This window comes from Brevibacillus panacihumi W25 (assembly GCF_000503775.1).
GTDB lineage: Bacteria > Bacillota > Bacilli > Brevibacillales > Brevibacillaceae > Brevibacillus > Brevibacillus panacihumi_A.
The window spans coordinates 931367-954768 of the sequence record NZ_KI629785.1 but is presented as its reverse complement, the minus strand read 5'-3'; the positions used below and the strand labels follow the sequence as shown (position 1 = coordinate 954768).

General features: G+C 48.2%; 26 protein-coding genes and 1 pseudogene. 14 read left to right on the top strand and 13 right to left on the bottom strand.

What is annotated here, in order from left to right; genetic code table 11:
- Positions 1 to 46: 46 nt before the first annotated feature.
- Both T458_RS45675 and T458_RS45670 read right to left on the bottom strand, forming a co-directional pair.
- Complete coding sequence (locus T458_RS45675) at positions 47 to 361, bottom strand: hypothetical protein (protein ID WP_023557781.1); 315 nt, start codon at positions 359 to 361, stop codon at positions 47 to 49.
- 88 nt (positions 362 to 449) lie between these two features.
- Complete coding sequence (locus tag T458_RS45670; protein WP_023557780.1) at positions 450 to 905, bottom strand: AraC family transcriptional regulator; 456 nt, start codon at positions 903 to 905, stop codon at positions 450 to 452.
- Positions 906 to 1148: 243 nt separating this feature from the next.
- Here T458_RS45670 and T458_RS45665 point away from each other — a divergent pair, with 243 nt between their 5' ends.
- From T458_RS45665 to T458_RS45645, 4 genes are all read left to right on the top strand, one after another.
- A complete protein-coding gene (locus T458_RS45665) occupies positions 1149 to 1910 on the top strand; it encodes a class I SAM-dependent methyltransferase (protein ID WP_023557779.1) in 762 nt (253 codons plus the stop codon).
- A 506-nt stretch (positions 1911 to 2416) separates the two neighbouring features.
- Positions 2417 to 2887 carry a hypothetical protein gene (locus T458_RS45655; protein WP_023557777.1) on the top strand — a complete coding sequence of 157 codons (471 nt, stop codon included), beginning with the start codon at positions 2417 to 2419 and terminating at the stop codon, positions 2885 to 2887.
- A gap of 174 nt (positions 2888 to 3061) precedes the next feature.
- Entirely contained in the window at positions 3062 to 4261 is a 1200-nt protein-coding gene (locus T458_RS45650; protein WP_023557776.1) for an aminotransferase-like domain-containing protein, read from the top strand.
- Between the two features lie 370 nt (positions 4262 to 4631).
- Complete coding sequence (locus tag T458_RS45645; protein WP_023557775.1) at positions 4632 to 6110, top strand: Lsa family ABC-F type ribosomal protection protein; 1479 nt, start codon at positions 4632 to 4634, stop codon at positions 6108 to 6110.
- 62 nt (positions 6111 to 6172) lie between these two features.
- On the opposite strand, the gene fabF is transcribed toward T458_RS45645, so the two are convergent.
- The gene (gene fabF, locus T458_RS45640) at positions 6173 to 7411 is read right to left on the bottom strand and encodes a beta-ketoacyl-ACP synthase II (RefSeq protein WP_031305985.1); all 1239 of its coding nucleotides are present in this window, start codon (positions 7409 to 7411) and stop codon (positions 6173 to 6175) included.
- A gap of 126 nt (positions 7412 to 7537) precedes the next feature.
- Between fabF and T458_RS45635 the strand changes: the two genes are divergently transcribed.
- Positions 7538 to 8377 (top strand): helix-turn-helix transcriptional regulator, encoded by an 840-nt coding sequence (locus tag T458_RS45635; RefSeq protein ID WP_023557773.1) that lies wholly within the window; start codon positions 7538 to 7540, stop codon positions 8375 to 8377.
- Positions 8378 to 8467: 90 nt separating this feature from the next.
- On the opposite strand, the gene T458_RS45630 is transcribed toward T458_RS45635, so the two are convergent.
- Both T458_RS45630 and T458_RS45625 read right to left on the bottom strand, forming a co-directional pair.
- Positions 8468 to 9316, bottom strand: a complete 849-nt coding sequence (locus T458_RS45630) for a family 1 encapsulin nanocompartment shell protein (RefSeq protein ID WP_023557772.1) — start codon at positions 9314 to 9316, stop codon at positions 8468 to 8470.
- A gap of 36 nt (positions 9317 to 9352) precedes the next feature.
- Positions 9353 to 9949 (bottom strand): IMEF encapsulin system ferritin-like cargo protein, encoded by a 597-nt coding sequence (locus T458_RS45625; protein ID WP_023557771.1) that lies wholly within the window; start codon positions 9947 to 9949, stop codon positions 9353 to 9355.
- Between the two features lie 252 nt (positions 9950 to 10201).
- Here T458_RS45625 and T458_RS45620 point away from each other — a divergent pair, with 252 nt between their 5' ends.
- Both T458_RS45620 and T458_RS57285 read left to right on the top strand, forming a co-directional pair.
- Positions 10202 to 10483 (top strand): DUF2325 domain-containing protein, encoded by a 282-nt coding sequence (locus T458_RS45620; RefSeq protein WP_023557770.1) that lies wholly within the window; start codon positions 10202 to 10204, stop codon positions 10481 to 10483.
- 62 nt (positions 10484 to 10545) lie between these two features.
- Positions 10546 to 10695 (top strand): hypothetical protein, encoded by a 150-nt coding sequence (locus T458_RS57285; RefSeq protein ID WP_023557769.1) that lies wholly within the window; start codon positions 10546 to 10548, stop codon positions 10693 to 10695.
- Positions 10696 to 10718: 23 nt separating this feature from the next.
- Here the strand turns inward: T458_RS57285 and T458_RS57800 are convergent, their stop codons facing one another.
- The 3 genes from T458_RS57800 to T458_RS45605 form a co-directional block, all read right to left on the bottom strand.
- Complete coding sequence (locus tag T458_RS57800) at positions 10719 to 11015, bottom strand: S1C family serine protease (RefSeq protein ID WP_023557768.1); 297 nt, start codon at positions 11013 to 11015, stop codon at positions 10719 to 10721.
- 1 nt (position 11016) lies between these two features.
- The gene (locus tag T458_RS45610) at positions 11017 to 12489 is read right to left on the bottom strand and encodes a recombinase family protein (RefSeq protein WP_023557767.1); all 1473 of its coding nucleotides are present in this window, start codon (positions 12487 to 12489) and stop codon (positions 11017 to 11019) included.
- Positions 12490 to 12591: 102 nt separating this feature from the next.
- Entirely contained in the window at positions 12592 to 12912 is a 321-nt protein-coding gene (locus T458_RS45605; protein ID WP_023557766.1) for a winged helix-turn-helix transcriptional regulator, read from the bottom strand.
- Between the two features lie 243 nt (positions 12913 to 13155).
- On the opposite strand from T458_RS45605, the gene T458_RS57625 reads away from it, so the two are divergent.
- On the top strand, positions 13156 to 14238 hold the full coding sequence (locus T458_RS57625; protein ID WP_252989858.1) for a YheC/YheD family endospore coat-associated protein: 1083 nt from the start codon (positions 13156 to 13158) through the stop codon (positions 14236 to 14238).
- A gap of 27 nt (positions 14239 to 14265) precedes the next feature.
- On the opposite strand, the pseudogene T458_RS57620 reads toward T458_RS57625, so the two are convergent.
- A pseudogene (locus T458_RS57620) lies at positions 14266 to 14526 on the bottom strand (S1C family serine protease); the annotation flags it as partial.
- A gap of 358 nt (positions 14527 to 14884) precedes the next feature.
- Here T458_RS57620 and T458_RS45590 point away from each other — a divergent pair.
- The 3 genes from T458_RS45590 (at position 14885) to T458_RS45580 (ending at position 17475) form a co-directional block, all read left to right on the top strand.
- Entirely contained in the window at positions 14885 to 15343 is a 459-nt protein-coding gene (locus T458_RS45590) for a MarR family winged helix-turn-helix transcriptional regulator (RefSeq protein WP_023557763.1), read from the top strand.
- Positions 15344 to 15413: 70 nt separating this feature from the next.
- Entirely contained in the window at positions 15414 to 16766 is a 1353-nt protein-coding gene (locus T458_RS45585; RefSeq protein ID WP_023557762.1) for a serine hydrolase, read from the top strand.
- Positions 16767 to 16941: 175 nt separating this feature from the next.
- Positions 16942 to 17475, top strand: coding sequence for a PadR family transcriptional regulator (locus tag T458_RS45580; protein ID WP_023557761.1), 534 nt, complete (start codon positions 16942 to 16944; stop codon positions 17473 to 17475).
- Between the two features lie 91 nt (positions 17476 to 17566).
- On the opposite strand, the gene T458_RS45575 is transcribed toward T458_RS45580, so the two are convergent.
- Complete coding sequence (locus T458_RS45575; RefSeq protein WP_023557760.1) at positions 17567 to 18679, bottom strand: aminopeptidase; 1113 nt, start codon at positions 18677 to 18679, stop codon at positions 17567 to 17569.
- Between the two features lie 174 nt (positions 18680 to 18853).
- Positions 18854 to 18949: a YjcZ family sporulation protein gene (locus tag T458_RS56590; RefSeq protein WP_023557759.1), complete on the bottom strand. Its 96-nt coding sequence runs from the start codon at positions 18947 to 18949 to the stop codon at positions 18854 to 18856.
- Positions 18950 to 19156: 207 nt separating this feature from the next.
- On the opposite strand from T458_RS56590, the gene T458_RS45565 reads away from it, so the two are divergent.
- The 3 genes from T458_RS45565 to ytxJ all read left to right on the top strand — a co-directional run bounded on the left by T458_RS45565 (position 19157) and on the right by ytxJ (position 20401).
- Complete coding sequence (locus tag T458_RS45565) at positions 19157 to 19393, top strand: hypothetical protein (protein WP_023557758.1); 237 nt, start codon at positions 19157 to 19159, stop codon at positions 19391 to 19393.
- A gap of 168 nt (positions 19394 to 19561) precedes the next feature.
- Entirely contained in the window at positions 19562 to 19957 is a 396-nt protein-coding gene (locus T458_RS45560; protein WP_023557757.1) for a hypothetical protein, read from the top strand.
- 117 nt (positions 19958 to 20074) lie between these two features.
- Entirely contained in the window at positions 20075 to 20401 is a 327-nt protein-coding gene (gene ytxJ, locus T458_RS45555; RefSeq protein ID WP_023557756.1) for a bacillithiol system redox-active protein YtxJ, read from the top strand.
- Between the two features lie 848 nt (positions 20402 to 21249).
- Here ytxJ and T458_RS45550 read toward each other — a convergent pair.
- Positions 21250 to 21978 carry a hypothetical protein gene (locus T458_RS45550; RefSeq protein ID WP_023557755.1) on the bottom strand — a complete coding sequence of 243 codons (729 nt, stop codon included), beginning with the start codon at positions 21976 to 21978 and terminating at the stop codon, positions 21250 to 21252.
- Positions 21979 to 21992: 14 nt separating this feature from the next.
- Entirely contained in the window at positions 21993 to 22679 is a 687-nt protein-coding gene (locus T458_RS56970) for a hypothetical protein (RefSeq protein WP_023557754.1), read from the bottom strand.
- Between the last annotated feature and the right edge of the window lie 723 nt (positions 22680 to 23402).

The window sequence follows — 23402 nt, the reverse complement described above, 5'->3', positions numbered from 1 at the left end:
GCACCGGTTTTCCGGTGCTTTTTTGTACTTTCAGCAAGTGTAACTCCTACTTTGTTGTTCTGTCGCGATATAGAAATAGAGTCATTACATTTAATAGGATAGTACCAATCAGAAGAACGGCTGTAGCGAACGCCACGGCGTCCGTCGTATCCATCAGAGCAGCCCAGTCCTCAATCGTCACCAGATGATTGTGATAGAAAATTTGGAAACTTAGTGAAATCGCACAAGCGCCGAAACTCATTATGGAGAGAACGCCCCAATTTTGATGTCCATGCTTTTTATATCTCATAAGATTTACAGTAGGAAGGATCCAAGCGACAAGACCAAGAACAAGACTGCCAAGATTAAGCAAACCATACATAGCTTTACTCCTTTCATGGAAAATATGTACAATACTATGAATGGTTACGCTCTTAAAAAGGAATGCGTTACATCAGAAAACCATCAGGCTAAACCGGTTTTATCGGTACACATATTTCACAAAAATCATTCTTTAGCATGTCGCCACTGTATTTTTCTAAAATAGGTTTGCCGTCAATCTGAAATCCCATGTTGTGTATGGCTGGGAAAATTTCAGTCCAAGCTCGTTGAACCTCTTCTGCTGTATGTTTGATGGTAAAAATAACATAAACTCCGCCGTGTAGTTCACTTTCGCAGACGAGATCATCTATCTGTTCATCATTCCTGATGGCAATGCAAGCGTCATATCTACATTTCTCAGGAAGGGTTGTTTGCGGATTATCTTGCGGTATTCCGAATAAAATAGCTGATTCGGTAAGCAGTCCTTTCTCCATCGCCCATTTTTTTAGTTTTTGCATCGCCTGCAGATTGGCAGGACCATAAGGACCATATTGTCGTACATACGCAATACGATAGTTCGGGAGAGTTTCGACTCTTGTTTCCATAACGTGTATCTTCCTTTCAAATGGTTATTTTCCGCAATTTGGATGCTATCATGATATAAAAAATAATTCATTCGATTTTTATCAAATAATATGGATAATTCAAAAGACGGGTATGAGAGATGACTGTTTCGGGAGTTGGAAGGGAGGTACATCGGACAAGAGGAAGCGAATGAGATCAGAGAAAAAATCAATATGTTAAAACAACGGTGAATGAAAGAAGATTCCACCTGAGGAGATGAGAAAATGAAACAAGACGAACTGTTCATGACCTACGTAAACGGAGCCAATCAGCCTTTTCAGGGCTGGGATTTCTCCTGGATCACAGGGACGGGACGCCTTCACAGCGAGCCTTTGTCCTGGTCGTACGGGAGCATGGCGATAGCGCAGATTCAGAAGGCGACTTCCCTGCTTGATATGGGAACAGGCGGGGGAGAATTTCTGTCCATGCTAAGACCGTTGCCAGCGAAAACGTCTGCAACGGAGGGGTATCTGCCCAATATCCCGGTTGCAAAAGAGCGTTTGGAGCCGCTAGGGGTGCAAGTATTACAGGTCGAAGATGACGACAGACTTCCTTTTGAAGACGGATCATTCGAACTGATCCTAAATAAGCATGAGTCTTTTTCGGCAAAAGAAGTGCGCCGGCTCATCGCCGAGCGGGGCATCTTCCTGACCCAGCAAGTAGGCGGCGAAGATTGCGGCCAGCTCAATGAAAAATTAGGACTGCCGCTCCCGACAGATTATACCGAGTGGAAGCTGGAGACGGCAGTCCGACAATTGGAGGAAAACGGATTCCGTATCCTGTGCTCCAAAGAGGAATACCCGACCCAGCGCTTCTACGATGTGGGAGCCCTCATCTACTACTTACGCGCAATCCCTTGGCAAGCTCCTGATTTTGATGTAGAGCGGCAGATGGAGGCACTGTACTGGATCCACCAGGAAATGCAATCCAAGGGTTACCTCGCAATCCGCCAGCACCGCTTCTTGATTTTGGCGGAAGCGATTTAGTGTCTATGCAATTGGCTCCAGGAAATGTCCTGGGGCTTTTTTCTTTTAACCCCTACAGAGATCAGGAGTGCTGGTCGAGGAAAAGGGGAAAAAAGCGAAGGCATTTAGGATCTTGACCAAGCCGGAACGGAAAAGGCGGAACACGCCTTCAGCGGACAACCTTGAATTACTTCTTCGAAGTGGGCTGCTTTTGGCCGCGGTTCCGCCTTTGGAGTGGAGGATACCAGTGAAGCCCACAGCGAAGATCCCACCCCGCCTGGAGCGTTTTCCCCTTTTCCTCCCTCGCCACCACAGTCTGAAAACCACCAACCGCCAACCAAACAAGCCCGGATTTATGACCCCCAGCTTTTTCTACTAACCATTTGCCCACTAGCCGCATATCCTAAATGAAAAAAGGAGACAATAAAAATCATTCTCAGCGTTGACAGATAATGATTTTCATTATACGATGATGTTGTTGCGAATGATAATGAGTCTCACATTCATCTACATAGCAGGAGGATGCCATGCGCTATCAGATAAACGGTTACACAGACATGTATACAGTGATCGCCAACGAGCGAAAAGTAGGCGGAGCTATTGAAGCTGGCTCGATTCGGCTGCGCACAGGTGAAATCTATACCAACGCCGTTCTCACTCGTCTGGAAATGTCCGGTACGCATTTTTGCTCCGTCGGCTTTGTCACAGAAGAAGGCAAGAGACTGATCGTTCACGTCGATGATATCAGCATGATTGCGGACGCCCGACACGTCGATGTCTGGGAGCTCCAAAATGACCTTATGCGCGAGGAAAAAACAGCTGAGCGCCTCAAGCGCTTGAAGCGGCTTTGCGAATTGAATGAAGGAAGCTGTACACTGACCTTCCAGGAAGAGGCCACTCATTTGGCGCAGGACATCGGACTGGAAACAGCCCGTGCGCATGTCGATCTGGATTTCCTCCCAGCGCAGGAAAAAACACGTGTGGTACGCATCGCCTAGCCCTATAGATGAAAAATACGAACCCCTTTCCGAGCGAAAGGGGTTTTCTTGTAGGCAAAAAACCGTGAATGTTTCGACATAGCTAAAACCTATCCCCCGATAGCCAGTGAGGATTGGACTTTAGATTACGTCAGTGATAAAACAATAATAAGTAAAATCTAGGGGGAACCGAACATGGAGTATTTATTTTCAAAATCTACTGAAGCTTTATCATCTTCGGTTGTCCGGGAAATCTTGAAGCTGACCCAAGGAAGTCGGGTTTTGTCCTTGGCTGGCGGATTGCCGGCAGCTGATTCTTTTCCAATCGCTGAGATGCGGGAAGCCTTCGACGGTGCTTTTCATTTAGGCGCGACTGCGCTTCAATACGGTTTGACAGATGGTTATATTCCGCTTCGCCAATGGATCGCGGAACGCATGAAGCAAAAACATATCCACGTTGGCGTGGACAATATGTTGGTCACCACCGGCTCCCAGCAGGCCGTCGACTTGCTCAGCCGTGTATATTTGGACGAAGGCGACGTCGTGCTGGTAGAAAATCCGACTTACCTGGCTGCGATCCAATTGTTCCATTTCCGCGGTATTCAGGTCATTCCGGTGGAAGCAGATGAAGACGGAATGGATCTGGATGACCTCGCAAAAAAAATTGCCCAGTACAAACCAAAAATGGCTTATGTCATTCCTACTTTCGCCAACCCGACCGGGAAGGTATGGAGTATGGAACGCCGCTTGGGACTCTTGCGCCAATGCAAGGAAAACAATATTCTCATCCTCGAGGACGATCCGTACGGCGAGATCCAATTTGATGGAGAGGCGCCGTATCGTTCCATTTTCTCACTGGATGAACATCCGACGAACTGCTGTGTGGTCTACACCAGCACGTTCTCCAAGATCGTGGCTCCAGGCCTTCGCACAGGCTGGGCTCTCGGAGACGAGCGCGTCATCCAGATGATGGTCAAGGCAAAGCAAGCCGTAGACCTGCAGTCCAGCACCATCGACCAGATCGCTTTGCACCAACTGCTCGCCAATTTTGATCTGGAGAGTCACATCGCAAAAATCCGCGCTTCGTACAAAGAGCGGATGGAGTGGATGAACGAACTGCTGCTTCGCCAGCAGTGGGAAGGGTTTAGCTGGCAGAAGCCAAGAGGAGGCATGTTCCTCTGGGCAACCCTGCCTGAGCATGTCGTGTCGGCAGACCTGCTGAAGATCGCGGTCGAGGAAGGGGTAGCGTTCGTTCCGGGCGAAGCCTTCTATGCAGCTGATACCAAGACGAACAACATGCGTCTGAACTACACGTTGCTCAACCATGAGGATACAGAGCTGGCGATTTCTCGTCTGGGGAAAGCGCTGGAGAGATACAGCAAAGTAACCGTGTAAAGAATGTACGCGAAATGGGGATGTCCCAAAGGCCATCAACAGGGCCAAGGGATGCTCCCCTTTTTTGGTGCCGCGTGTTTCCGAGAAGGGTTGGTTGTCAAGAAGGAAAAAGCATGATAAAATATGCTTACATTTTTAAAGGGAGCTGAAGAGGATAATGTTGACTTTTTCTTGCTAAGAAATAAAACAAAAAAGCGATGTATTTCGCATGTTTTATTTTTCGTATGCAAGAAAGTTACGTTATCTTCTCCGCTCAAACGATATCCAGGTCCAGCCCCGTGACGGGGTGGATTTTCTGTATGCATTTGAGCTGCAAGAAAGGTAACTTTCTTGTGGCTTTTATTTTTTCGCATACAGGAGGGATTCTTATATGTCAATGATCAATGTAACAAACCTCACGTTTGCCTATGATGGCAGCTTTGATAACATATTTGAAAATGTTAATCTTCGACTCGACACCGATTGGAAACTGGGCTTTACAGGTAGAAACGGCAGAGGGAAAACAACCTTTCTTCAATTATTGCTGGGCAACTATGAATACAGCGGAAGCATTTCGGCGTCTGTCAGCTTTGATTATTTTCCGTTTCCCGTCAAAGACAAGAAAAGAAGCACGCTTGAAGTGATCAATGATCGGGTGCCAGAAGAATATCACTGGCAGGTCATGCGTGAGCTTTCATTGCTGCAGGTGTCGGAGGATGTTTTGGACCGGCCTTTTGAGACATTGTCCAACGGGGAGCAGACAAAAGTGCTGCTGGCTGCGTTGTTTCTTCAGGATAATCGTTTTTTGCTGATTGATGAACCGACGAATCATTTGGATCGAGAGGCCAGACAAATTGTCAGCGAGTATCTCAATTCCAAAAGCGGGTTTATTCTGGTATCACACGACAGAGCCTTTCTCGACAACTGTGTGGATCATATCCTCTCGATCAATAAGACCGACATAGAGGTTCAAAAGGGGAACTTCTCCGACTGGTGGGAGAACAAAAATAGACGGGATCAGTATGAGCTCGCAGAGAACGAAAGATTGAAAAAGGATATCAAACGCTTGTCGGATGCCGCGAAACGAACCAACAACTGGTCGCATGAAGTGGAAAAAACAAAGAATGGGACCAGAAATTCCGGCTCCAAGGTAGATAAAGGGTATGTCGGCCACAAGGCAGCGAAAATGATGAAGCGTTCGAAATCCATCGAGCAAAGACAGCAATCCGCCATCGAGGAGAAGGCAAATCTGCTGAAGAATATCGAGAGCGCCGACAGCTTGAAACTGTCCCAGCTTGTTTATCATAAAAGACAGCTTGCCGAGCTGGAACACATCTCGATTCATTACGGGGAGAAAAGGGTCTGCTCAGATATCAGCTTTACAATTGAGCAAGGGGATCGAATTGCTCTCTCCGGGAAAAATGGTTCGGGAAAATCAAGCATCATCAAACTCATCCTGGGAGAGGAGATCGATCATACGGGTACCCTGAGAAAAGGGAGTCAGTTGAAAATATCATACGTTTCACAGGACACTTCCTATTTGCAGGGCAATCTGAAGGACTTTGCCAGGAACCATGGAATCGATGAAAGCTTGTTTAAATCGATATTGAGGAAGCTTGATTTTTCCAGGGTCCAATTTGAAAAGGATATATCTTCGTACAGCGCCGGCCAAAAGAAGAAAGTGCTGATCGCCAAAAGCCTTTGTGAGAAGGTTCATTTGCACATTTGGGATGAGCCGTTGAACTACATCGATATTTTCTCTCGCATTCAAATCGAAGAGCTGCTGCTTGAACATGCGCCCACGATCCTTTTTGTGGAGCATGACAGTGAGTTTTGCGACAAGATTGCTACGAAAAGAATAGAACTGTGATGCGGCAGAAAGCCGTCCCGCAAGTCTCGAACAGGACTGCGGGACGGTTTTTCTTTTCCAGGTCATTCACGATAGGCTTTGAGCGCGATCACCGCATTATGGCCGCCAAAGCCAAAAGAGTTGGACAACCCGATGCTCAATGCCGTCTCGCGAGCTTCAGTTGGCACGTAATCCAAATCGCATGCCGGATCTTTCGTTTCCAGATTGATCGTCGGAGGAATGATATTTTGTTGCAAGCTCTTCACCAACGCGATGGCTTCGACAGCGCAGGCAGCACCCAACAGATGGCCGGTCATGGACTTGTTGGCTGTAATCGGAATGCGGTACGCAGCATCTCCAAACAGGCGCTTAATCGCCATGGTTTCCGATCTGTCTCCGATTTCAGTGCTGGTCGCATGGGCGCTGATCACATCCACCGCCGAAGGGGGAATTCCGGCTTCCGAGATCGCCATTTTCATCGCCTGGTAGGCACCGATGCCTTCAGGGTGAGTCGCCACCATATGATAGGCATCCGAGCTTGCTCCATAGCCGATTACTTCCGCATAGATGGGAGCGTTGCGACGCAGGGCATGCGTAAGGGATTCCAGAACCAGAATGCCTGCTCCTTCCGCCATGACGAACCCATCACGGTCGGCATCAAAAGGACGGCTGGCTTTGGTCGGCTCATCGTTGTGGGTGGACAAGGCAGTGGCATTGCCGAAGCTTGCCAAGGAGATCTCGGTAACAGCAGCTTCCGATCCTCCCGCGAAGATGATGTCCGCTCCGCCTGCACGAATGAGCCTGAACGCTTCCCCAATCGAGGTATTGCCGATAGAACAAGCGGTAACGGGAGACAGTGTCGGACCCATGGCACCGAATGTGATGCTGATCAATGCAGCGGCCATATTGGAGATCATCATCGGCACCAGAAACGGGCTCACCCGCTCAGGACCGCGATCTCGAAGCATCGCATCCTGCTCGAGCAAAGTCTGAATGCCGCCGACACCAGAGCCGACGTAAATCCCCAGACGCTCCCGATCTACCTCCTCCAGCGAAATGCGCGAATCTTCCAGTGCTTGCTTGGCGGCAGCCAAGGCAAACTGGCAAAAACGATCCATGCGCCGCGCTTCTTTTCGCCCCAAAAGAGCATCTGCATCAAAGTCGCGAACCAATCCCGCTATTTTTGACTTTTGTCTGGAGACATCGAAGGTATCAATCCGCGAGATGCCGGATTCACCTCTGATCAAACGAGTCCAAAAGCTCTCTACTGTATTTCCAAGCGGCGAGATAACGCCCATTCCGGTAATGACAACACGTTCCATGATCATAACCCCTCCCTGAACGATAGGAATTGATACCCGTATCGTGTCATGTTCTTTATCCTATTACAAGTTATAGATTATCCTAGTATAATGAGTACCAGGATAACGGTTTAAGGGAATGATGACATGGAACGGCAGACGAGACTACAGGCTTTATCTGCTTTTTTAAAAGCAAAACGGGCCAGCATTTTACCGGAATCGATTGGGTTTGCATCAGGCACTCGCAGAAGAACACCGGGCCTGCGAAGAGAAGAAGTCGCTCAATTGGCCGGGGTCAGCACCACTTGGTACACATGGCTTGAACAGGGGCGAGACATCAGGATGTCCACATCGGTCCTCGAGCAAATCGCGAATGCGCTGCAATTGACGATCGATGAGCGAAAGTATCTGTATGCCTTGGCAATGGAAGCGGGATCGGGCGCGATCGTACAGAAGGAAGAGCCGCTGGAAATCAGCCCGTCTTTACAAAAAATACTGGACGAGCTGCGTTTTTGCCCGACCATCATCACCGACAGGCGATTTTTTATCGTCGGCTGGAACGAGGCGGCAGCACACGTCTTTTTGGATTTTGAGCAGATTCCGGCCGAACAGCGCAATATGATTCGGCTGTTGTTCACAAGAAAAGAACTCCAGCGGTTGGCGGTGAATTGGGAGCATTTTACCAGAGGGTATCTTGCCATTCTCCGGGTGTACTACGGGCAGTACGTGGAGGATGGCTGGTATGATCGGTTTATCGGGGAAATGAAGAGCGTGCATCCCGATTTCGAGGCGCTTTGGGAGCAAAGCGAGGTAAAAACCGCCCCCGAGGTCTTGATCGAGTTCCGACATGCGAAGGCGGGGAAGATGCTGTTTCATTTGACGTCTCTGCAGGTGCATGGCGATTCGGATCTGCGCTGCAGCATTTATACGCCTGCTGCGGATTCCACCACAGAAAACAAGCTGAAAAAATTGCTGGAGCGAAAGTAGGCTGCGGCCACAGTTTCGGTATGCAAAGCAAAAGGCGTATCCGTTGGAGCGAAATGCTCTTTGGGATACGCCATTTTTCTACTGGTTCGCTTATTCTTCGGTGTCTTCCAGCGTGCAAATTGCGCTCGGACGCTTGATGCGCAGTACGACGCACTCGTAGACACGGAACAGGCTGTTCATCTGCTCATCCCCGAGGAAGGAAGTATCGAAATCCTCGGCAATCGCCAGATCCAGATTGTGACGGCCAGTCGCCACCAGGACACCGGAGCGTCCTTTGATGGTCGGGGATTGGTACACGCCATCGGTCACCAGATTGCGCACATGCTCGATTTCCAGCACGTTGGTTCCCTTGTGGACGCGGTGCAGAAGGGCGTACAGCTCAGGGGAGACGACCAGGGCATAGGGACCGCTATGGCCCATTTTCAACAGCTTGTTGCGAGCTTCCACTACGTCTGCGAAAGCATTGCCCGACTCCATCCAGTCGCTTTTCAGATGGGTAAGGCGGCCTTTGACGTTCATCAGGCCAGGCAGGTCGAATTCGGCTGCGCCATTGAAGATGAGATCGTCTTCCATCAAGGCTCCGCCTGCTGCTGCGTTGGCGGCGGCACTCATGTCCAGCGGCATCCCGAGCGTACGGGCTTGCGCCACATCGCGCCAGTACAGCATGAAGTCTTTGTACAGGATCGGGATGGTCATGCTGACGCGCTTGCTCGGTTGAGTCATTTCCAGAGATTCGCCGCGCAGGGAAAGACCGCCAAAACGGGACTCCTCATAGACGTCATTGGTGATCGTCTGAATGCCTTCACCTAGTGGGCCGTAAATATCGATAAAACGGCGTCCTACGAGCTGGCGGCGAGCCATGTCGACGACTGTTTCGTCCAGTTGCTTCCACTCGTCGTGCGTCAGGGGAGAGTCAGGGTATTTACGGAGTTTGTCCATTGTATTACCTCCATGATAGAACGGCTTCTTCGTTCTTTATTTTCCTTTCAAACTTCCTACCGTCAGCCCTTTTTTAGCGGGAGCAGGGCTTGTCTCATGCTTGATCACGGATGCGACTCCTTTTGGCAGAGCGGCAGAAGCCTTGAGATGGTCTACGGCATGGATGTCATGTCCCTCATCATGATCGGTCAGAGCCGGGTGGGATACATCCGAAAAGCGCTCGCTCAAGCTGGCCATGATATCCTTGACGCGCAGATAGTCCTCATGGGTGGTTGCGCGCATCCCGTCCAGGTCCAGACGCGTCTCTTCGTCGCGGAATTCGTAGAGTGCCAGCTCCAGATGCTCCCGGAAGTTATGCAGCCCAAAGCGCTCCAGATTGATATCGGAGAGCAACCGGGACAGTTCGCGGTCGCTTAGCTGTTCGGCTTTTTCTGCCGAGAGGGATTGCAGGTAGGGAATCAACTCTTTCAAGCGATCCTCGCGCTGCTCTTCCTCCTCCAATATATGGTGATAGTACAAGCGTGTGTGCTCATCCTGCGCAGCATCAATAATCGGCTGAATCAGGCTCATGAAGCGGTGGATATATCCTTGGGTCCGATCAAAAATGGCGTGTAGTTGCGAAAGCTCTTGCACGACGCCACCTCCTCGCAAAATGATCTATTTCCTCATTATACCTTTGTCAAAAAGCCCCCGGCAACCACTATGTAGGACGTTCACGTGTTCGCCCTAGTTTTCGATTTTTCCAAAAAACTTATCAAGGAGAGTATTGTCAAAGCTAATTGGGAATGATAATATTTATCAATAAGAGTGATACTCATTATCAATTAAAAAGAAGCTTGGCTACATACATGAATATGCACACCATTATTTAAGGAGGCTTATGACATGTCATCGATTTTGGTAATCGGCGGAGATCGCCTAGGGAATATTATCGAGCTGTTGGAAGGAAAAGGATTCCAGGAGATTCATCACGTGACGGGAAGGAAAAATTCGCAGACGGGAGTAAAAATCCCGACCGGTGTTCAATTGATTCTTGTGCTGACGGATTTCGTCAACCATAACCTCGCCAAGACTGTGAAGAGCCAGGCCAAGGATCGAAAGCTGCCGATTCTGTTCTGCAAGCGCTCCTGCTCGGATATTGCCAAAGCCTTTCAGCGGACTGCTTAAATACATAGCGTTTTGGGTGGGCAAACTAGGCGTGAATTGATTTCTTAACGGGGGAGTGCGCCGTGAACCAAGAGCGTCTAGGCGATTTGCCGATTGCCCAACTGACTGCTGACCAATTGAAACAGCTTCAGGCGACAGAACGTGAGTTGAACAATCAAGACGGCAAGGATGTCTATCTGATTGCCTTTGAGAAACAAGCCCCGTCCCAATAGACGGGGTTTTTCTCTTAGGTTCCTCAGTGAAAAATGAATTGTTCCAACTGCTGCTTCAAGGCATCAATCCCGATCGCAAAGCCGATACATTGGCTGGATTGAATGATGAAGGCATTGAGGCCCACTACTTCGCCGTTCAGATTGATTAATGGTCCTCCGCTGTTGCCGGGGTTAATCGCTGCGTCTGTCTGAAAAATCTCCTCGTACATCCGCTTGGCGACTTGCAAACGCCGATTCTTCGCGCTGATGATCCCCGCTGTGACCGAATTTTCCAACCCTAATGGAGAACCACATGCCCACGTAGAGAAAAAAAGAACCAAGCTAATCTTCCATAAACAGAATCTGCTGAACGCTGACACCGCGCCTGTTTCCAAAAGCCGGTGATGCCTCCACCTCCAGTCGCTGGATCAGGCTGGTGGCGAGCTGTCTGCGCTCTTCGCGCGTAGACTCGGACCAGATCTTGTTCCAAGCAAGGGACTGCTGCTCATCCCGTTCTTCCTCATGCCGCATGTGGGGGAGGGATGGCAGCTTTTCCTTATCTGCCAATTGCTTTTGCTCCAGATCGTGCAGCTTCCTCTGCAATTCTCTCAGGGTTAGGACACCGGCTTCATAGGCCTCCTCCCAGCGTCTGCGTCGTTCTTCCCATTTTGCATCGGACACGGGTGCAGGTGCAGGAAAAGCCGACCTAGTATGGGCATCACGGCAGACCTTCCGCCAAAAAGCGTGTGACTCGGGTGGACTCTCTTGCAGCGTCTGGAGCAGGGCTTGCTCCAGCCGATCCTCCCGAATGGGGGCGGCGTTGCACAGGCCTTTTCCTTTGTTGCTGCAACTGTAATACGTATGGGTGTAGTGGTTTCCGCTTTTTCCCTTGCTATGTGTGGTTTTTCCGCGCATCTCGGCATGACAGCGGGCACAGTAGAGGATGCCGGAAAAGAGAAAAGAGGAGCCGAGCACCCGCGGATGACGGGAGCCTCGGGCGGCCATGCGCTGCTGGACACGCTGGAAAGTCGGTTCATCGATGATGGCTGGATGGACGGCTTCTTCCAACAAAAAATCATTCTGCTCCCGTTGGCGGCGCAGATGGGGAGCGGAATGGGCGTAGTTCCAGCGCAAGGCTCCATAGTAGACAGGGTTTTTCAACAGCCGAAGAACGGCGCTGGCACTCCAGCAGGCACCGTTTTTGCCGCGCGCTCCCCGCAGATTCACCTCTTCTGCGATTTGACGGGGGGAATGTCCCTGGGCGTATCGCTCGAACATGAGCCGCACATGGCAGGCTTCGTCGTGCTGGATCTGCAATTGCCCATCCTGCAAGGCATAGCCGTAAGGAGGGGGACCGCCGGGTCTTTTTCGCTCGCGGACCATTTGCCCCATCCCCATTTTGACGCGCTCCGCCAGATTTTCCCGCTCCCATTGGGCCAAGGCGGCTACCAGCGTGATAAACAGTCGCCCGATGGCAGTCGTCGTATCGTAGACCTCTGTGCAGCTTTTAAAATGGACCCCGTGCAAGTCAAACGTCTGCAGCAATTGGTAAAGATCCAGCACGGAACGAGTCAAACGATCCAGCCGGTAGACAAGCACGACATCCATCTTGTTTTGGCGCACATCGTCCAGAAGGCGAGTCAGCTCGGGACGCTGGAGATCCTTGGCGCTGACGCCTTCATCGGTGTAGAAATCGGACAGCTCCCAGCCCTGGGAGTGCAGGTAAGCCAGCAAGCGTTCGCGTTGGGCCGCGATGGAGAAGCCTTCCCTGACCTGATCTTCCGTACTGACGCGGATGTACACTGCCGCTCGCAAAGTCTCAGCCTCCCGTCATCTCAGGATGCTAGAGTCTACAGTGAAGCAGGGAAGGTTATGCCTGGACAAAAAAAATTCCCGCCTGTTAGAAAGCGGGAAGGGTTACATCCATTTTTGACCCCATGTATGAATGGAATCAATGACGGGACGGAGGTCTTTTCCTTTTTCGGTCAGTTCGTATTCGATCCGGACAGGAATCTCGGGGAACACCTTGCGTTCCAGAATTTCCAGCTCCTCCAGCTCTTTCAGACGCTCCGACAGCATTTTATCGCTCATATGCGGGACCATTTCGCGGATATCCTTGAAGCGTACAGCACCGCGAAGCAACACATGGAGAATCAAGCCCGTCCAGCGTTTACCCAAGATGTTCATCGCACATTCGTATTTTGGACACATGTGTTCTCCTGCTAAATCCTGACTCACGTGGACGTCACCTCTATGCACCTTGTTATACATTAAACCCTATTGTATCACAGGATCTTACATGACGTAAGTAACAGAAGTGTAGCGTGTGCTGTTACCCGTAGATTGTGGCTTATTTTGCTGCCTTTTATGCGCAGAAGACGATAGCGCAGTTAAAAGCCCGTTTTTTCGCGGGATGTCTCCCCCTTAGGCTGCGGCACATAGACTAGGCAGTGGATGACGATGATGGGTGAGGTGGTTCGATTGGCACAGGAGCGAGTAGTAGGCATTTTGACCTGGCGGGAAGGAAGCCGCTTCTCAGAACCGGACTATTTGCGGCGCCTGGTTCTGGCTGGCCGCAAACTGGGAGCGCGCGTGTACCTTTTTTCTCATCAGGATGTGAATGCAGCCCAACGAAAAATTCGCGGCTTCACGCCCAAAAAGAAGGGTGGCTGGGAAAGCCGGTGGCAGCCTTGGCCGGATGTGGTGATTGACCGCTATCGTCGCAGGGTGCCTCAGTATATGCGGCTTCGGCACAGCAATCTGTTCACGTTTGCCAACAGCCCGTTCAGCAAGAAGTGGAGAGTGACGCTGATGCTGGCAAAGGATGAACGGGTCAGCCAGTGGATCCCGGAAACCGCGATCTACGCTCCCGGAGCTGTGCGTGCGATGCTCAAGCGGTATAAGCTGCTGTACATCAAGCCCGGCAATGGTACCGGGGGGCGCAGCATTCTGAAGCTTGCGGCAAGGGACAAGGGGTATGAGCTGCTCGGTCGTTCAAAAACATATTCGCAGGTAAAAGCCAAGCTGGGAACGATTCAAGGCGTGGAGAATTGGGTGAGGCGCTGGGTGCGGGAGCAGCGGATCAGCGACGGCAATTTTCTCGTTCAACAGGGGGTGGATCTGGCTTTGGTCGGCAATCGCGTGGCGGATGTGCGCTTGCTGATCCAAAAAGACGAGCGTGGCGAATGGAGCGTGACTGGCCGCGGCGTGCGTGTAGGCAAGGCGGGGAGCTCGACATCCAATCTGCACGGTGGCGGCAGTGCAGTTCCTTTTTTACCTTTCTTCACACAAAAATTCGGCGAGAGCCGCGCGCAATTGATCGCGGAGGAATGCGACCGATTGGCGCATCGGATCGCAGAAGTTCTCGAGGAGCGATTTGGCAGGATGATGGAGTTCGGTCTGGACATAGGCGTAGACGCACAGGGGAGACCCTGGCTGATCGAAGTGAATCCCAAGCCAGGACGCGAGGTGTTTCGCCAGATTGGGGAGAAGGAGACCTACAGGCTGGCGATTCAAAGACCAGTCCAGTTCGCGCTTCAGCTGGGGGAGCGAAAGCCTGTTTGATTTTGCCTCTACGTCGACAGGTGGGGAACCGACGCTGATCACCCATTCCCCGACCTTGGTATGCGCAGAACTCCCCAATGGCAGGGGAAACAGTTTGCAGTCCGCATCGATCTTGATGACAGCATAATCGCGGACGCGGTCTGCAAGCACCCGCTTTGCCTCAAAGACCCGCCCGTTGAACAGCTTGACATAAATATGTTTCGATTTTCCAATAACGTGCTCGCTGGTCAGGATGTACCCTTTTGGATGAAAAAGGAAGCCGGAACCAAAGCTTCGCTCAGCAGACATCGGGGGCTCTTCTTCCGAGATCATACTGCGGAGAAAGGAATCCACGTTTTTCGTTGGGGAAGCGTCTTCGGTGACGATGGAGACGACTCCCTCCTGTACCTGTTCGACAATCGGCACGAAAAAATTGAAGGGATGCAAACTGCTGCTGCTCACAGGGTATTTTACACGTGTATAGTGGGACCACTTTTTACTCTTCAATGAACTCTCCCCCCCTACAGCAGATAGGTATGTATCATCCTATGGCAGGGCGGGAGGGGAGGGACGCCCATTTTCTCGATGGAGTCACTTGCCTTGCCGCAGGAAATCTAGTATCTTATGTGTTAGATACCTTAACAATAAAGGTGGTTAATGAGTTGGGATGAAACATGGAAATGAGGAGCTCATCCGTTGTGTGAAAGAAATGAATGAAGCCGAGTATCTGATCAATACGTTGCTCCTGCATGAATATCGCTCCTTGCTGGATGATGAGATTACGACCAAGCAGGCGTTGCTTCTGGAGCTGATTCATAAGCATCAGAGGATGACGGTCCGGGAAATTGCCGATCAGATGGAAGTATCCTCTAGCGCTGTCAGCCAGATTGTGGGAAAGCTTGAGAAAATGGGATACGTGAAGCGGGAAATCAATCTTCAGAATCGGCGTGAAATCCTTGTGCAACTAGGCCCTCAGGGCGTTGCCTATTTCACCAAGCAGGAGGCGGTAGAGCGGGATATTATCGAACGTTTTTATTCGAAAATGGCGATTGAAGAGATAGAGCAGCTCCGTTCGCTGACGCTGAAATTGCAGAAAATTGTAGAGGAGGAATTACGCAAGCCGTAATTTTTTACGTTAAATAAGTTAGGTATCTTAATAGTTTAATATACTAATGCAATTGGAGGAGGGTTTTTTCATGAAGGTGAAACAACAGCTGGAGAGATTATGCACAGAGCTGCACGAAAAACAACTGCTCAACGGAGCGATATGCGTAGCTGAGCATGGGGAGATTTTGTATCAGGCTGTCTTTGGATTTGGAGATCTGGAGAACAAACGAAAGTTGACGCTCGGCTCTGTATTTGAGCTGGCTTCGCTATCCAAGCCTATAACCGCCACAGCCGTCATGCTGCTGGAAGAACAGGGGCATTTGGCCTATGACGATTTGATCGACAGATGGTTTCCCGGCTTTCCCTATCCCGGAATTACCGTGAGACATCTGCTTACCCATACTTCAGGATTGCCCGATTATATGGAGTTGTTTGAGAAGCATTGGGATCGGAAACAAATCGCTGTCAATGAAGATGTGTTGCGGCTGTTGACAGAGCATCAACCAGAGCGCAAATTTTTGCCGAATGAGCAATGGGAATACAGCAATACCGGGTATGTCCTGCTCGCCTTGCTGATCGAGCGGATTTCCGGGCTGAGCTACGCCGAGTATCTGGATGCGCATTTGTTTCGTCCCCTCGGAATGCTGCATACGCGGGTATACAACCGGAGACATTCCAATGAAAAAATCTCTGACTATGCGTATGGCTATGTGTACGATGCCATGACCGATCAATACCTGCTTCCCGACCAGTTGACTGAGACCGAGTATGTCGTGTATTTGGACGGGATTCAAGGAGATGGCACGGTAAACTCGACACTTGGAGATTTGCTCAGATTTGATCAAGCATTATATACGGAAAAGCTCGTAAGCAAACAAACTGTAGAGCAGGCCTTTACGCCTGTCCAGTTAAACAATGGGGAAACCTTTGACTACGGATTCGGCTGGATCTTGGAAAAGAAGGAGAGTAGGGGGACCATCGTCAGCCACAGCGGGGGATGGCCGGGATACGCGACTCTGATGCTTCGTTATGTCGACGCCGGGAAGACGCTGATTTACTTGAGCAATAAAGAACAGGATTATGAATTTGAACAAAGCTTCCTGGGGGCAGTCCAACAGATTTTGTTTGACGAGCCTTATGAAATGCCAAAGAGCCCTGCCAAGAGGAAGGCTATACAGGTTGATCCCGCGATTTATGAACGCTATACAGGTTCTTATCGCTTGAGTGAGGGCATGCATGCAAGAGTGACAACCGAACAGAACCGTTTGTACCTGCAAGTGGACGGAGGAATGCGGCTGGAGCTGTCTCCCATGTCACAGACCCGATTCTTTATCCGGGTCCTGTCGGTGGAGGTAGAGTTCGACACTGATTCATCCCACAAAGCTCCCAGCATGACGATTTATGAGGGCGAGAAGGAATCATCTGCCATTCGGGTGGAGTAGGGACTTTGTATCATTATTTTTGATTGATATAATAAAGAATTAGCATTGGTATGTTCATTCGAATAGACGTATAATGAAGTTTAGTTCAAGAATATTTTGAACATAAAGGCTGAACATCCTTGTTCGGTCCAAGACAGAGAGAAAAGAACGGAATGGTATGGGAGGATGCGAAGAGATGGATGTAAAAACGATCATTCTTGGATTTTTGAGTTATGGAGAAATGAGCGGGTATGACATCAAACAGGCATTCAGCAACAGCATTGGTTTCTTCTACGATGCCAGCTTTGGTGCCATTTACCCCGCGCTCCGCAAACTGGAAGAAGAAGGCTTCGTGACCAAGCAAGAGGTCATCCAATCCGGAAAGCCCAACAAGATCCTGTATTCGATTACAAAGACTGGGGAGGAAGCCTTCCAGCAGGAGATGCAAGCACCGATCCTGCCGCCAGTGCTGCGCTCTGACATGCTGGTGAAGGTGTTCTTCGGCAATGGACGCACGCCGCAGGAACAGCGCGAACTCATGGAAAACTGTATGTCGATCCAGCGCCAGATGTTAGCGCAGAGCAAGGCGAACTACATCAAGCTGGAGAAAACGTTTGATCCGTATCAGAAATTTTGCTGGGAGTATACCATTCACCATCTGGAGATGACCATTCAATTTTTGGAGAAAAAGACGCCCGCTCTGATCAAAGAACCCGCCTACAGTATGTAAAAGGGAAGGATGCACGAAGCAATGCTATGCATGTGCACATAAAAAAGCGAAGGGACCACTGGGAGTCCTTCGCTTTTTTCGTTTGCGCAGATTATTTCAGATTCTCAGGATTGAGGCACTCCAGTTCCGGTACGACAAATCGGCCGTCCTTGCGAATCAGGCGGTCGTCAAACCAGATTTCACCGCCGCCCCATTCCGGACGTTGAATCATCACGAGGTCCCAGTGAATGGACGATTTATTGCCGTTGAAGGCTTCGTCATAGGCTTGACCAGGTGTGAAGTGGAAGCTTCCGTCGATTTTTTCATCGAACAAAATATCCTTCATGGGATTTTGGATGTACGGATTGACGCCGATTGCAAACTCTCCGACATAGCGAGCGCCTTCATCCGTGTCAAAGACTTCATTGATTTTTGCAGTATCGTTGGCAGTCGCTTCGATGATTTTGCCGTCCTTGAACGTCAGCTTGATATTGTCGTAGGTATAGCCCTGATAAGGGGATGGCGTGTTGTACGAAATCGTGCCGTTGACCGAATCCCGTACCGGAGCGGTAAACACCTCTCCGTCTGGAATATTGGCTTCCCCGGCGCATTTGATCGCAGGTATGCCCTTGATGGAGAAGCTCAGATCGGTGCCAGGTCCTGTAATGCGCACCTTGTCCGTTTTCTCCATCAGTTCGACGAGATTGTCCATGGCTTTGTCCATTTTGCCGTAGTCCAGCGTACACACCTTGAAATAAAAGTCTTCAAAGCCTTCCGTACTCATATTGGCGAGCTGTGCCATGGAGGAATTTGGATAACGCAGGATCACCCAGCGAGTCTCCGGTACACGGACATCGAGTACCGGGCGGGTCAGGAGGCGGGAATAGAGCTGCATTTTGTCCCCTGGCACGTCGGCCAGTTCACTGATGTTGTCTCCGCCGCGAATGCCGATGTAGCAATCCATTTTTTTCATGAAGCTCACATCAGCTTCGCGCATGACTTCGAGCTGGGCTTCATTGGTCCCGAGAAGCAGTTCGCGTTGGATGGATTGGTCGATCAACTGCACATAAGGGTTGGCGCCGGCAGCGTACACTTTCGCAATGACGGCGCGAACCAGTTCGTGCACTTGACCGATCGCGTAGATGAGAACGTTGTCATTTGCCTGTACGCGAGTGGAGTAGTTAACCAATACGTCAGCAAGTTTTTCGATACGTGGATCTTTCATAAATGGAGGTTCCTCTCTTTCCATTTCCAAATCGGTTCGTTCATATTGTACACTTATAAAATGGAAAAAAGCTACCCGCGTGGTGGGTAGCTGGCGTATGAAACGCGCTTAACAGGATCCGGTGTTCAAGTATATGCGACTTCCTGCTGAATTGTGCTATCTGGAAGGACTGGATTAATCGCAGCCGCAACCTACAATGACCAACAGGATGAACAGGATCAACACCAGAGTGAACTCGTCGAAATTACCGCCGTTAAAGATGCTGCTCATGCGATCAAAAACCTCCTTTTGTGTTAAGCCGCTGTTGTGCTTACACCCATAACATATGGGGATAGGCGAAGAGCCGATACGGGCAAACGCCCATTTTTAGGAAGATTCTTTTTTTCTCCATGCAGGCGCCATGTTTATTATTCTGAAAATCAGGAAAAGCTAGAGGATACGAAAAGACTTTGCAATACACGAAAGGATGGCATTGCGATGCAACGATCATCATTACACAGTCTCCAACACGATCTGCTTCCCATTACGATCAATGTAGGGGAAGATTTCAAGTCGATTGTCTGGAAAGCGCAGTACGACATGGACTTTAATACCGAGTGCCTGTTTTGCTTTTCGGACCAGATTACGGGGTATCGGGTGGAAGACGAAGCTGGTCACTCCGGCAAGGTCGCGGTATGTCCGCATTGTGAAAAAGTAAACGCGATTTACGCTTGATGAGGATGCAGATCTGCTTCGGGAAACGATGCCGTCAAAAGGGCATCGTTTTTGATTTGTCTGCCACTCCATCCACCATGTACCATCTTTTGTTTAGCAGGATTGAAGAAGATAGGCGCGAATACATAAGGGACGCATACATATGTGGATAGAGATAGGGGTGAACTCATGCAGAAGAAATGCAGCCGCTGCGGCAGTGAAATGGAGGTCGTGCTGCGCAACGTCGTGTATCGTAAACGGGTGAAGATATTAAATGTACCCGTACACGTCTGCGTGGACGATTGCTGCGCCCATTCACAAGTAGTGGATGTTGTCAAAGATGACCTGAAAGACTTGATGACAGAATTGGGACAGAATCCCGAGCGGCAGGCGATTGAGTTTGAGGAAATGTCAGAGTTGTCCAATTTATTGGTGCTGATTGCCAATGAGGGCGATTCCACGGTGCGGGAAGCGCTGGAAGGACGAGTCAACGAGCTATTGGACTTGTTCTTGTTGGCCCAATCGCTGGGAGACGAAAAATGGATGCTGGAGCTGCGTCATCGTCTGACGAAAATTATGGTGTAATTCCATGACCACCTTGCGAGCAGGGTGGTTTTTTGTTTTGCACCTGGCACATGGACTTTACCCTTCATGTTTTCGTATACTGAAGCCATAGCGTCACGCCAGAAGGGAGAAGATAGCATGGCACAAAAAGAACTTCATTCGATTGAGGAACTGGATCAATTCGTAGCGGGAGAGGGCAAACGCCTGCTGTTCAAGCACAGCACGATCTGCCCGATCAGCACGTCTGCATATGAGGAGTTTCAGTCTTTTTTGCAGGAGCAAGAGGTTCCGGCAGCGGTCATTCTCGTACGGGAGGATCGTCCGGTATCCAATGAGGTGGCAGACCGGTTTGCGATCAAGCACGAGTCTCCGCAGATTTTCCTGTTGGATGGCGGTCAGGTAAAATGGCATACTTCTCATTGGAAAATTACCAAGGATGCGATTGTTGAAGCGTTGAAAGCTTGAAATGATGAGTTATGATTAATATTTTCGCTGTTCATATATAACTTTGACATTGGATTGTATCTAAAAGTGCTTTTTGATTTTGAAATCCTGTTAGGGCAAAATATTGTCATAACAGGATTTATTGTTAAACAAATTTTTTACTGACTTTGGGTAAAGATGTAAAATTATCGTATAGCTAAAACAATTTATATAAATTGTTTGCCTTAATGCGGACAGTTTATTTATTTGGTCTATTTAAGATTGACATCTGTCTTCCTAGTATTTCCGCTGTATTCCTTCACAATTGTGTACTTTTTGCAAGATTTCAAGATTACCTTGCTCTAAATTCAAATAAACAAATCATGATTGAGTTAATTCAATCGTCAATATGCAGTGCTGTTGCTTCCCACCCAATTTTTGTATTTTAAAAGATCTCATTTTTACTTGAGGGAACGGCAAGGCAAATATACGATCACCTTTTGTGAGCAAATGATGGTGGACGAATTTACATGGCTCTTGGTATTATGGTAAATGGTATTCCACCCTAAATTTATAGCGTCTTTGACAGACTTACTTGCTGTGGAGAACCATACTGGTATCGTGTGCATCAGTTTCTAGGCGTACACAAAATCACTATAATTTCCAAAGAAAAAACACCCCCAAGATCGTCCCCATATTTTACGACATGGTTACATTATCTTGAAGGTGTTTGATGTTTCACTGGGGTCAGTCCCTATCTCGGACGTGTTTCATAACCAAGGATTTAGGAAGGTTTAATCAACCGAGTCTAATTCAGATATGTCATCTGAAAAATTCCTTAGGTTGGGAAACCTACAGGAATTAAAATACATTAATTGTTTGAAATATTTTCACTCTCTTGAACTGTTTTCTTTCATTTCCCTTATTTCTTTTTCCTTTTCTTCAGCTCGTTTTTTCTGTATTTCAGGATCATCATCCTGAGTCATGGACACTAACCCCAATCCGTACATGATTTGTTGTTGATAAAAATCCTCCAAGTTCACATTTGTTATTTCTTTTGCACTTAAATAGATACCTCTTGTTACTCCTTCACATTCATGTGAAATACAAATCATTTCTTCGGGAGAAAACCTTGGCAAATCTCCTTCGAAGTGTTTTTGAATCACACTCTCGTCTACAATGAAAATACCTAGTCTTTCCGGACTGGGTTTATCAACAATTCTGATAGGTGCAAACCCGGTATATATGGGGTGAGCAGCGCCTTCTTCAAGTAAGGACGGAGAAAAAGAACAACCTTTTTTTACTTCAACTTGCCTATTGTCCAATCCCTTAGACTTCCAAGCCGTTTGCTTCTCCAAACTGATCTTCTCTATGCTTGTTTGTACTTGTTTCACAAGAGCTTCACTTTTCATGTCACTGCTGTCACTAGACGAGACATTGTCTACGCAAACGATATAATTCTGACTCTGATCAACTGCATCTCTTGGATGAATGCTGCTATTATCATGGGCGCTCACGATTTGGGAAATATTTGTTCCTATAAGTAAACCAGCGACTAAAATAATTGAGCAGGATACGGTTACAAACATTCTGGTGTTAAACATTCTAGTTTTAAACAAGTTTATCCCTCCTCTTAGTCAGAATATGTTTCATTTTCAACAGTCGCTAAGTCATTGGCCGTTGGATTTTTTGGCCGGCCGTTAGAACACCCATAATCTGCAGAATGCATAATACTGTCTTGACATGGAGATTTATCAGGTGCGTTTGGTCCCCCGTCTGGCATACCCAGTAAATGTCCTGTTTCGTGGTTTATGATGTAATCAGGGACATTTTGGAAATCCCGAGGTCTAATATAGGCAATTCCATATGTGCAGTGATAAACATTAAGTTCTTTATCATAATCGAGATCAGGTCTTACTGCACAGGAATATGAACTGGATCCACAATATGGTGCTGTATTGTCCGTGAAAATATATCTTATCTTAACATCTTTTAATTCGCTTTTTGTTAAATCACTGCAATGTTTAGAAGTTCCGCCTTCACGATAAAAATTTATTCGCTTATTACCCAAATAGTCGTAGTTTCTTTCATACAAAATATCTCTGATTGCATTTGAGGTTTCTTTCAAGTCAAGCGAGGATTGTTTTGTATCCACACAAAATAACTCATCGACAGATCTAAGGTGTGTGCTTGTGATATGCCTATCTCTTCTTTCAAAATAACTAGACTCACCGTATGAATGGTGTGCAATCGCTATATTTTGAGGAAGCGACGTTACAAACAATAATAGCAACAGAAAACGAACCAGTATTGACTTCATAAAAAATCCTCCTTTTCATTTAACAATTCTAATGAATGTTTTTTATTGAAAGCCGACTGAAAACTGTCTGCCGACAATCATTTTTCACACGTATGATCTCCAATTTATGTAACTAATCTCGAATCGTCATAATAATGTATAGTTGTTATTACATTATTGAATTAATTGTTAAAAACATTTAAATTATGATGTTATTAGGATATTTGGAAAAATATCCTAATTGAATATTAGAACATCATTATGTTGTAATGGTTACAAACAGGTAACAATTTAAAAGTTTTCAAGATCTGTCTAATTATCGAAAAAGATACACGGTGCATGTATTTTGGAAGTGTTTCTTCTATATCTGATAACAAATTGAAACTATTAGCCCAGTCGGTTACCGAACGAAGGTCACCACATCTGCCTTTTTTATATCTGTCTGCTTGACCTAGCAACCTTGGAACTTAAATTTTTTGTCCATGATTGCCGCTGTTCCGAATTTAGGGAATGAGTCTAACACTCAAATTACGGGGCCCGACGATTTTGTAGTTTAAAACTTTCCTAAGAATCCAACAACTTTACTCTTATTCCTTATCTTCAGCGGACAACTTCGAAGTCGCTTCGATGTGAATGCAGGGTTGGACTACGCGATGAGCTGCGCCTGGAATTTTTCTTCTCCTGCGTAACCGCAGCATTCAAAAAAATTAAAAGAGCCGTTGATCGGGAGCGATTCCCTTTCAA

What these genes read in the sequence shown, in the direction of transcription:
- T458_RS45560 (WP_023557757.1), top strand. Translation starts at nt 19,562, where the DNA reads ATGCAGAAGAAATGCAGCCGCTGCGGCAGTGAAATGGAGGTCGTGCTG.
- T458_RS45630 (WP_023557772.1), bottom strand. Translation starts at nt 9,316, where the DNA reads ATGGACAAACTCCGTAAATACCCTGACTCTCCCCTGACGCACGACGAG.
- T458_RS45620 (WP_023557770.1), top strand. Translation starts at nt 10,202, where the DNA reads ATGTCATCGATTTTGGTAATCGGCGGAGATCGCCTAGGGAATATTATC.
- T458_RS45575 (WP_023557760.1), bottom strand. Translation starts at nt 18,679, where the DNA reads ATGAAAGATCCACGTATCGAAAAACTTGCTGACGTATTGGTTAACTAC.
- T458_RS45585 (WP_023557762.1), top strand. Translation starts at nt 15,414, where the DNA reads ATGAAGGTGAAACAACAGCTGGAGAGATTATGCACAGAGCTGCACGAA.
- T458_RS45675 (WP_023557781.1), bottom strand. Translation starts at nt 361, where the DNA reads ATGTATGGTTTGCTTAATCTTGGCAGTCTTGTTCTTGGTCTTGTCGCT.
- T458_RS45650 (WP_023557776.1), top strand. Translation starts at nt 3,062, where the DNA reads ATGGAGTATTTATTTTCAAAATCTACTGAAGCTTTATCATCTTCGGTT.
- T458_RS56970 (WP_023557754.1), bottom strand. Translation starts at nt 22,679, where the DNA reads ATGAAGTCAATACTGGTTCGTTTTCTGTTGCTATTATTGTTTGTAACG.
- T458_RS45565 (WP_023557758.1), top strand. Translation starts at nt 19,157, where the DNA reads ATGCAACGATCATCATTACACAGTCTCCAACACGATCTGCTTCCCATT.
- T458_RS45590 (WP_023557763.1), top strand. Translation starts at nt 14,885, where the DNA reads ATGAAACATGGAAATGAGGAGCTCATCCGTTGTGTGAAAGAAATGAAT.
- ytxJ (WP_023557756.1), top strand. Translation starts at nt 20,075, where the DNA reads ATGGCACAAAAAGAACTTCATTCGATTGAGGAACTGGATCAATTCGTA.
- T458_RS45645 (WP_023557775.1), top strand. Translation starts at nt 4,632, where the DNA reads ATGTCAATGATCAATGTAACAAACCTCACGTTTGCCTATGATGGCAGC.
- T458_RS56590 (WP_023557759.1), bottom strand. Translation starts at nt 18,949, where the DNA reads ATGAGCAGCATCTTTAACGGCGGTAATTTCGACGAGTTCACTCTGGTG.
- T458_RS45665 (WP_023557779.1), top strand. Translation starts at nt 1,149, where the DNA reads ATGAAACAAGACGAACTGTTCATGACCTACGTAAACGGAGCCAATCAG.
- fabF (WP_031305985.1), bottom strand. Translation starts at nt 7,411, where the DNA reads ATGGAACGTGTTGTCATTACCGGAATGGGCGTTATCTCGCCGCTTGGA.
- T458_RS45670 (WP_023557780.1), bottom strand. Translation starts at nt 905, where the DNA reads ATGGAAACAAGAGTCGAAACTCTCCCGAACTATCGTATTGCGTATGTA.
- T458_RS45580 (WP_023557761.1), top strand. Translation starts at nt 16,942, where the DNA reads ATGGATGTAAAAACGATCATTCTTGGATTTTTGAGTTATGGAGAAATG.
- T458_RS45635 (WP_023557773.1), top strand. Translation starts at nt 7,538, where the DNA reads ATGGAACGGCAGACGAGACTACAGGCTTTATCTGCTTTTTTAAAAGCA.
- T458_RS45655 (WP_023557777.1), top strand. Translation starts at nt 2,417, where the DNA reads ATGCGCTATCAGATAAACGGTTACACAGACATGTATACAGTGATCGCC.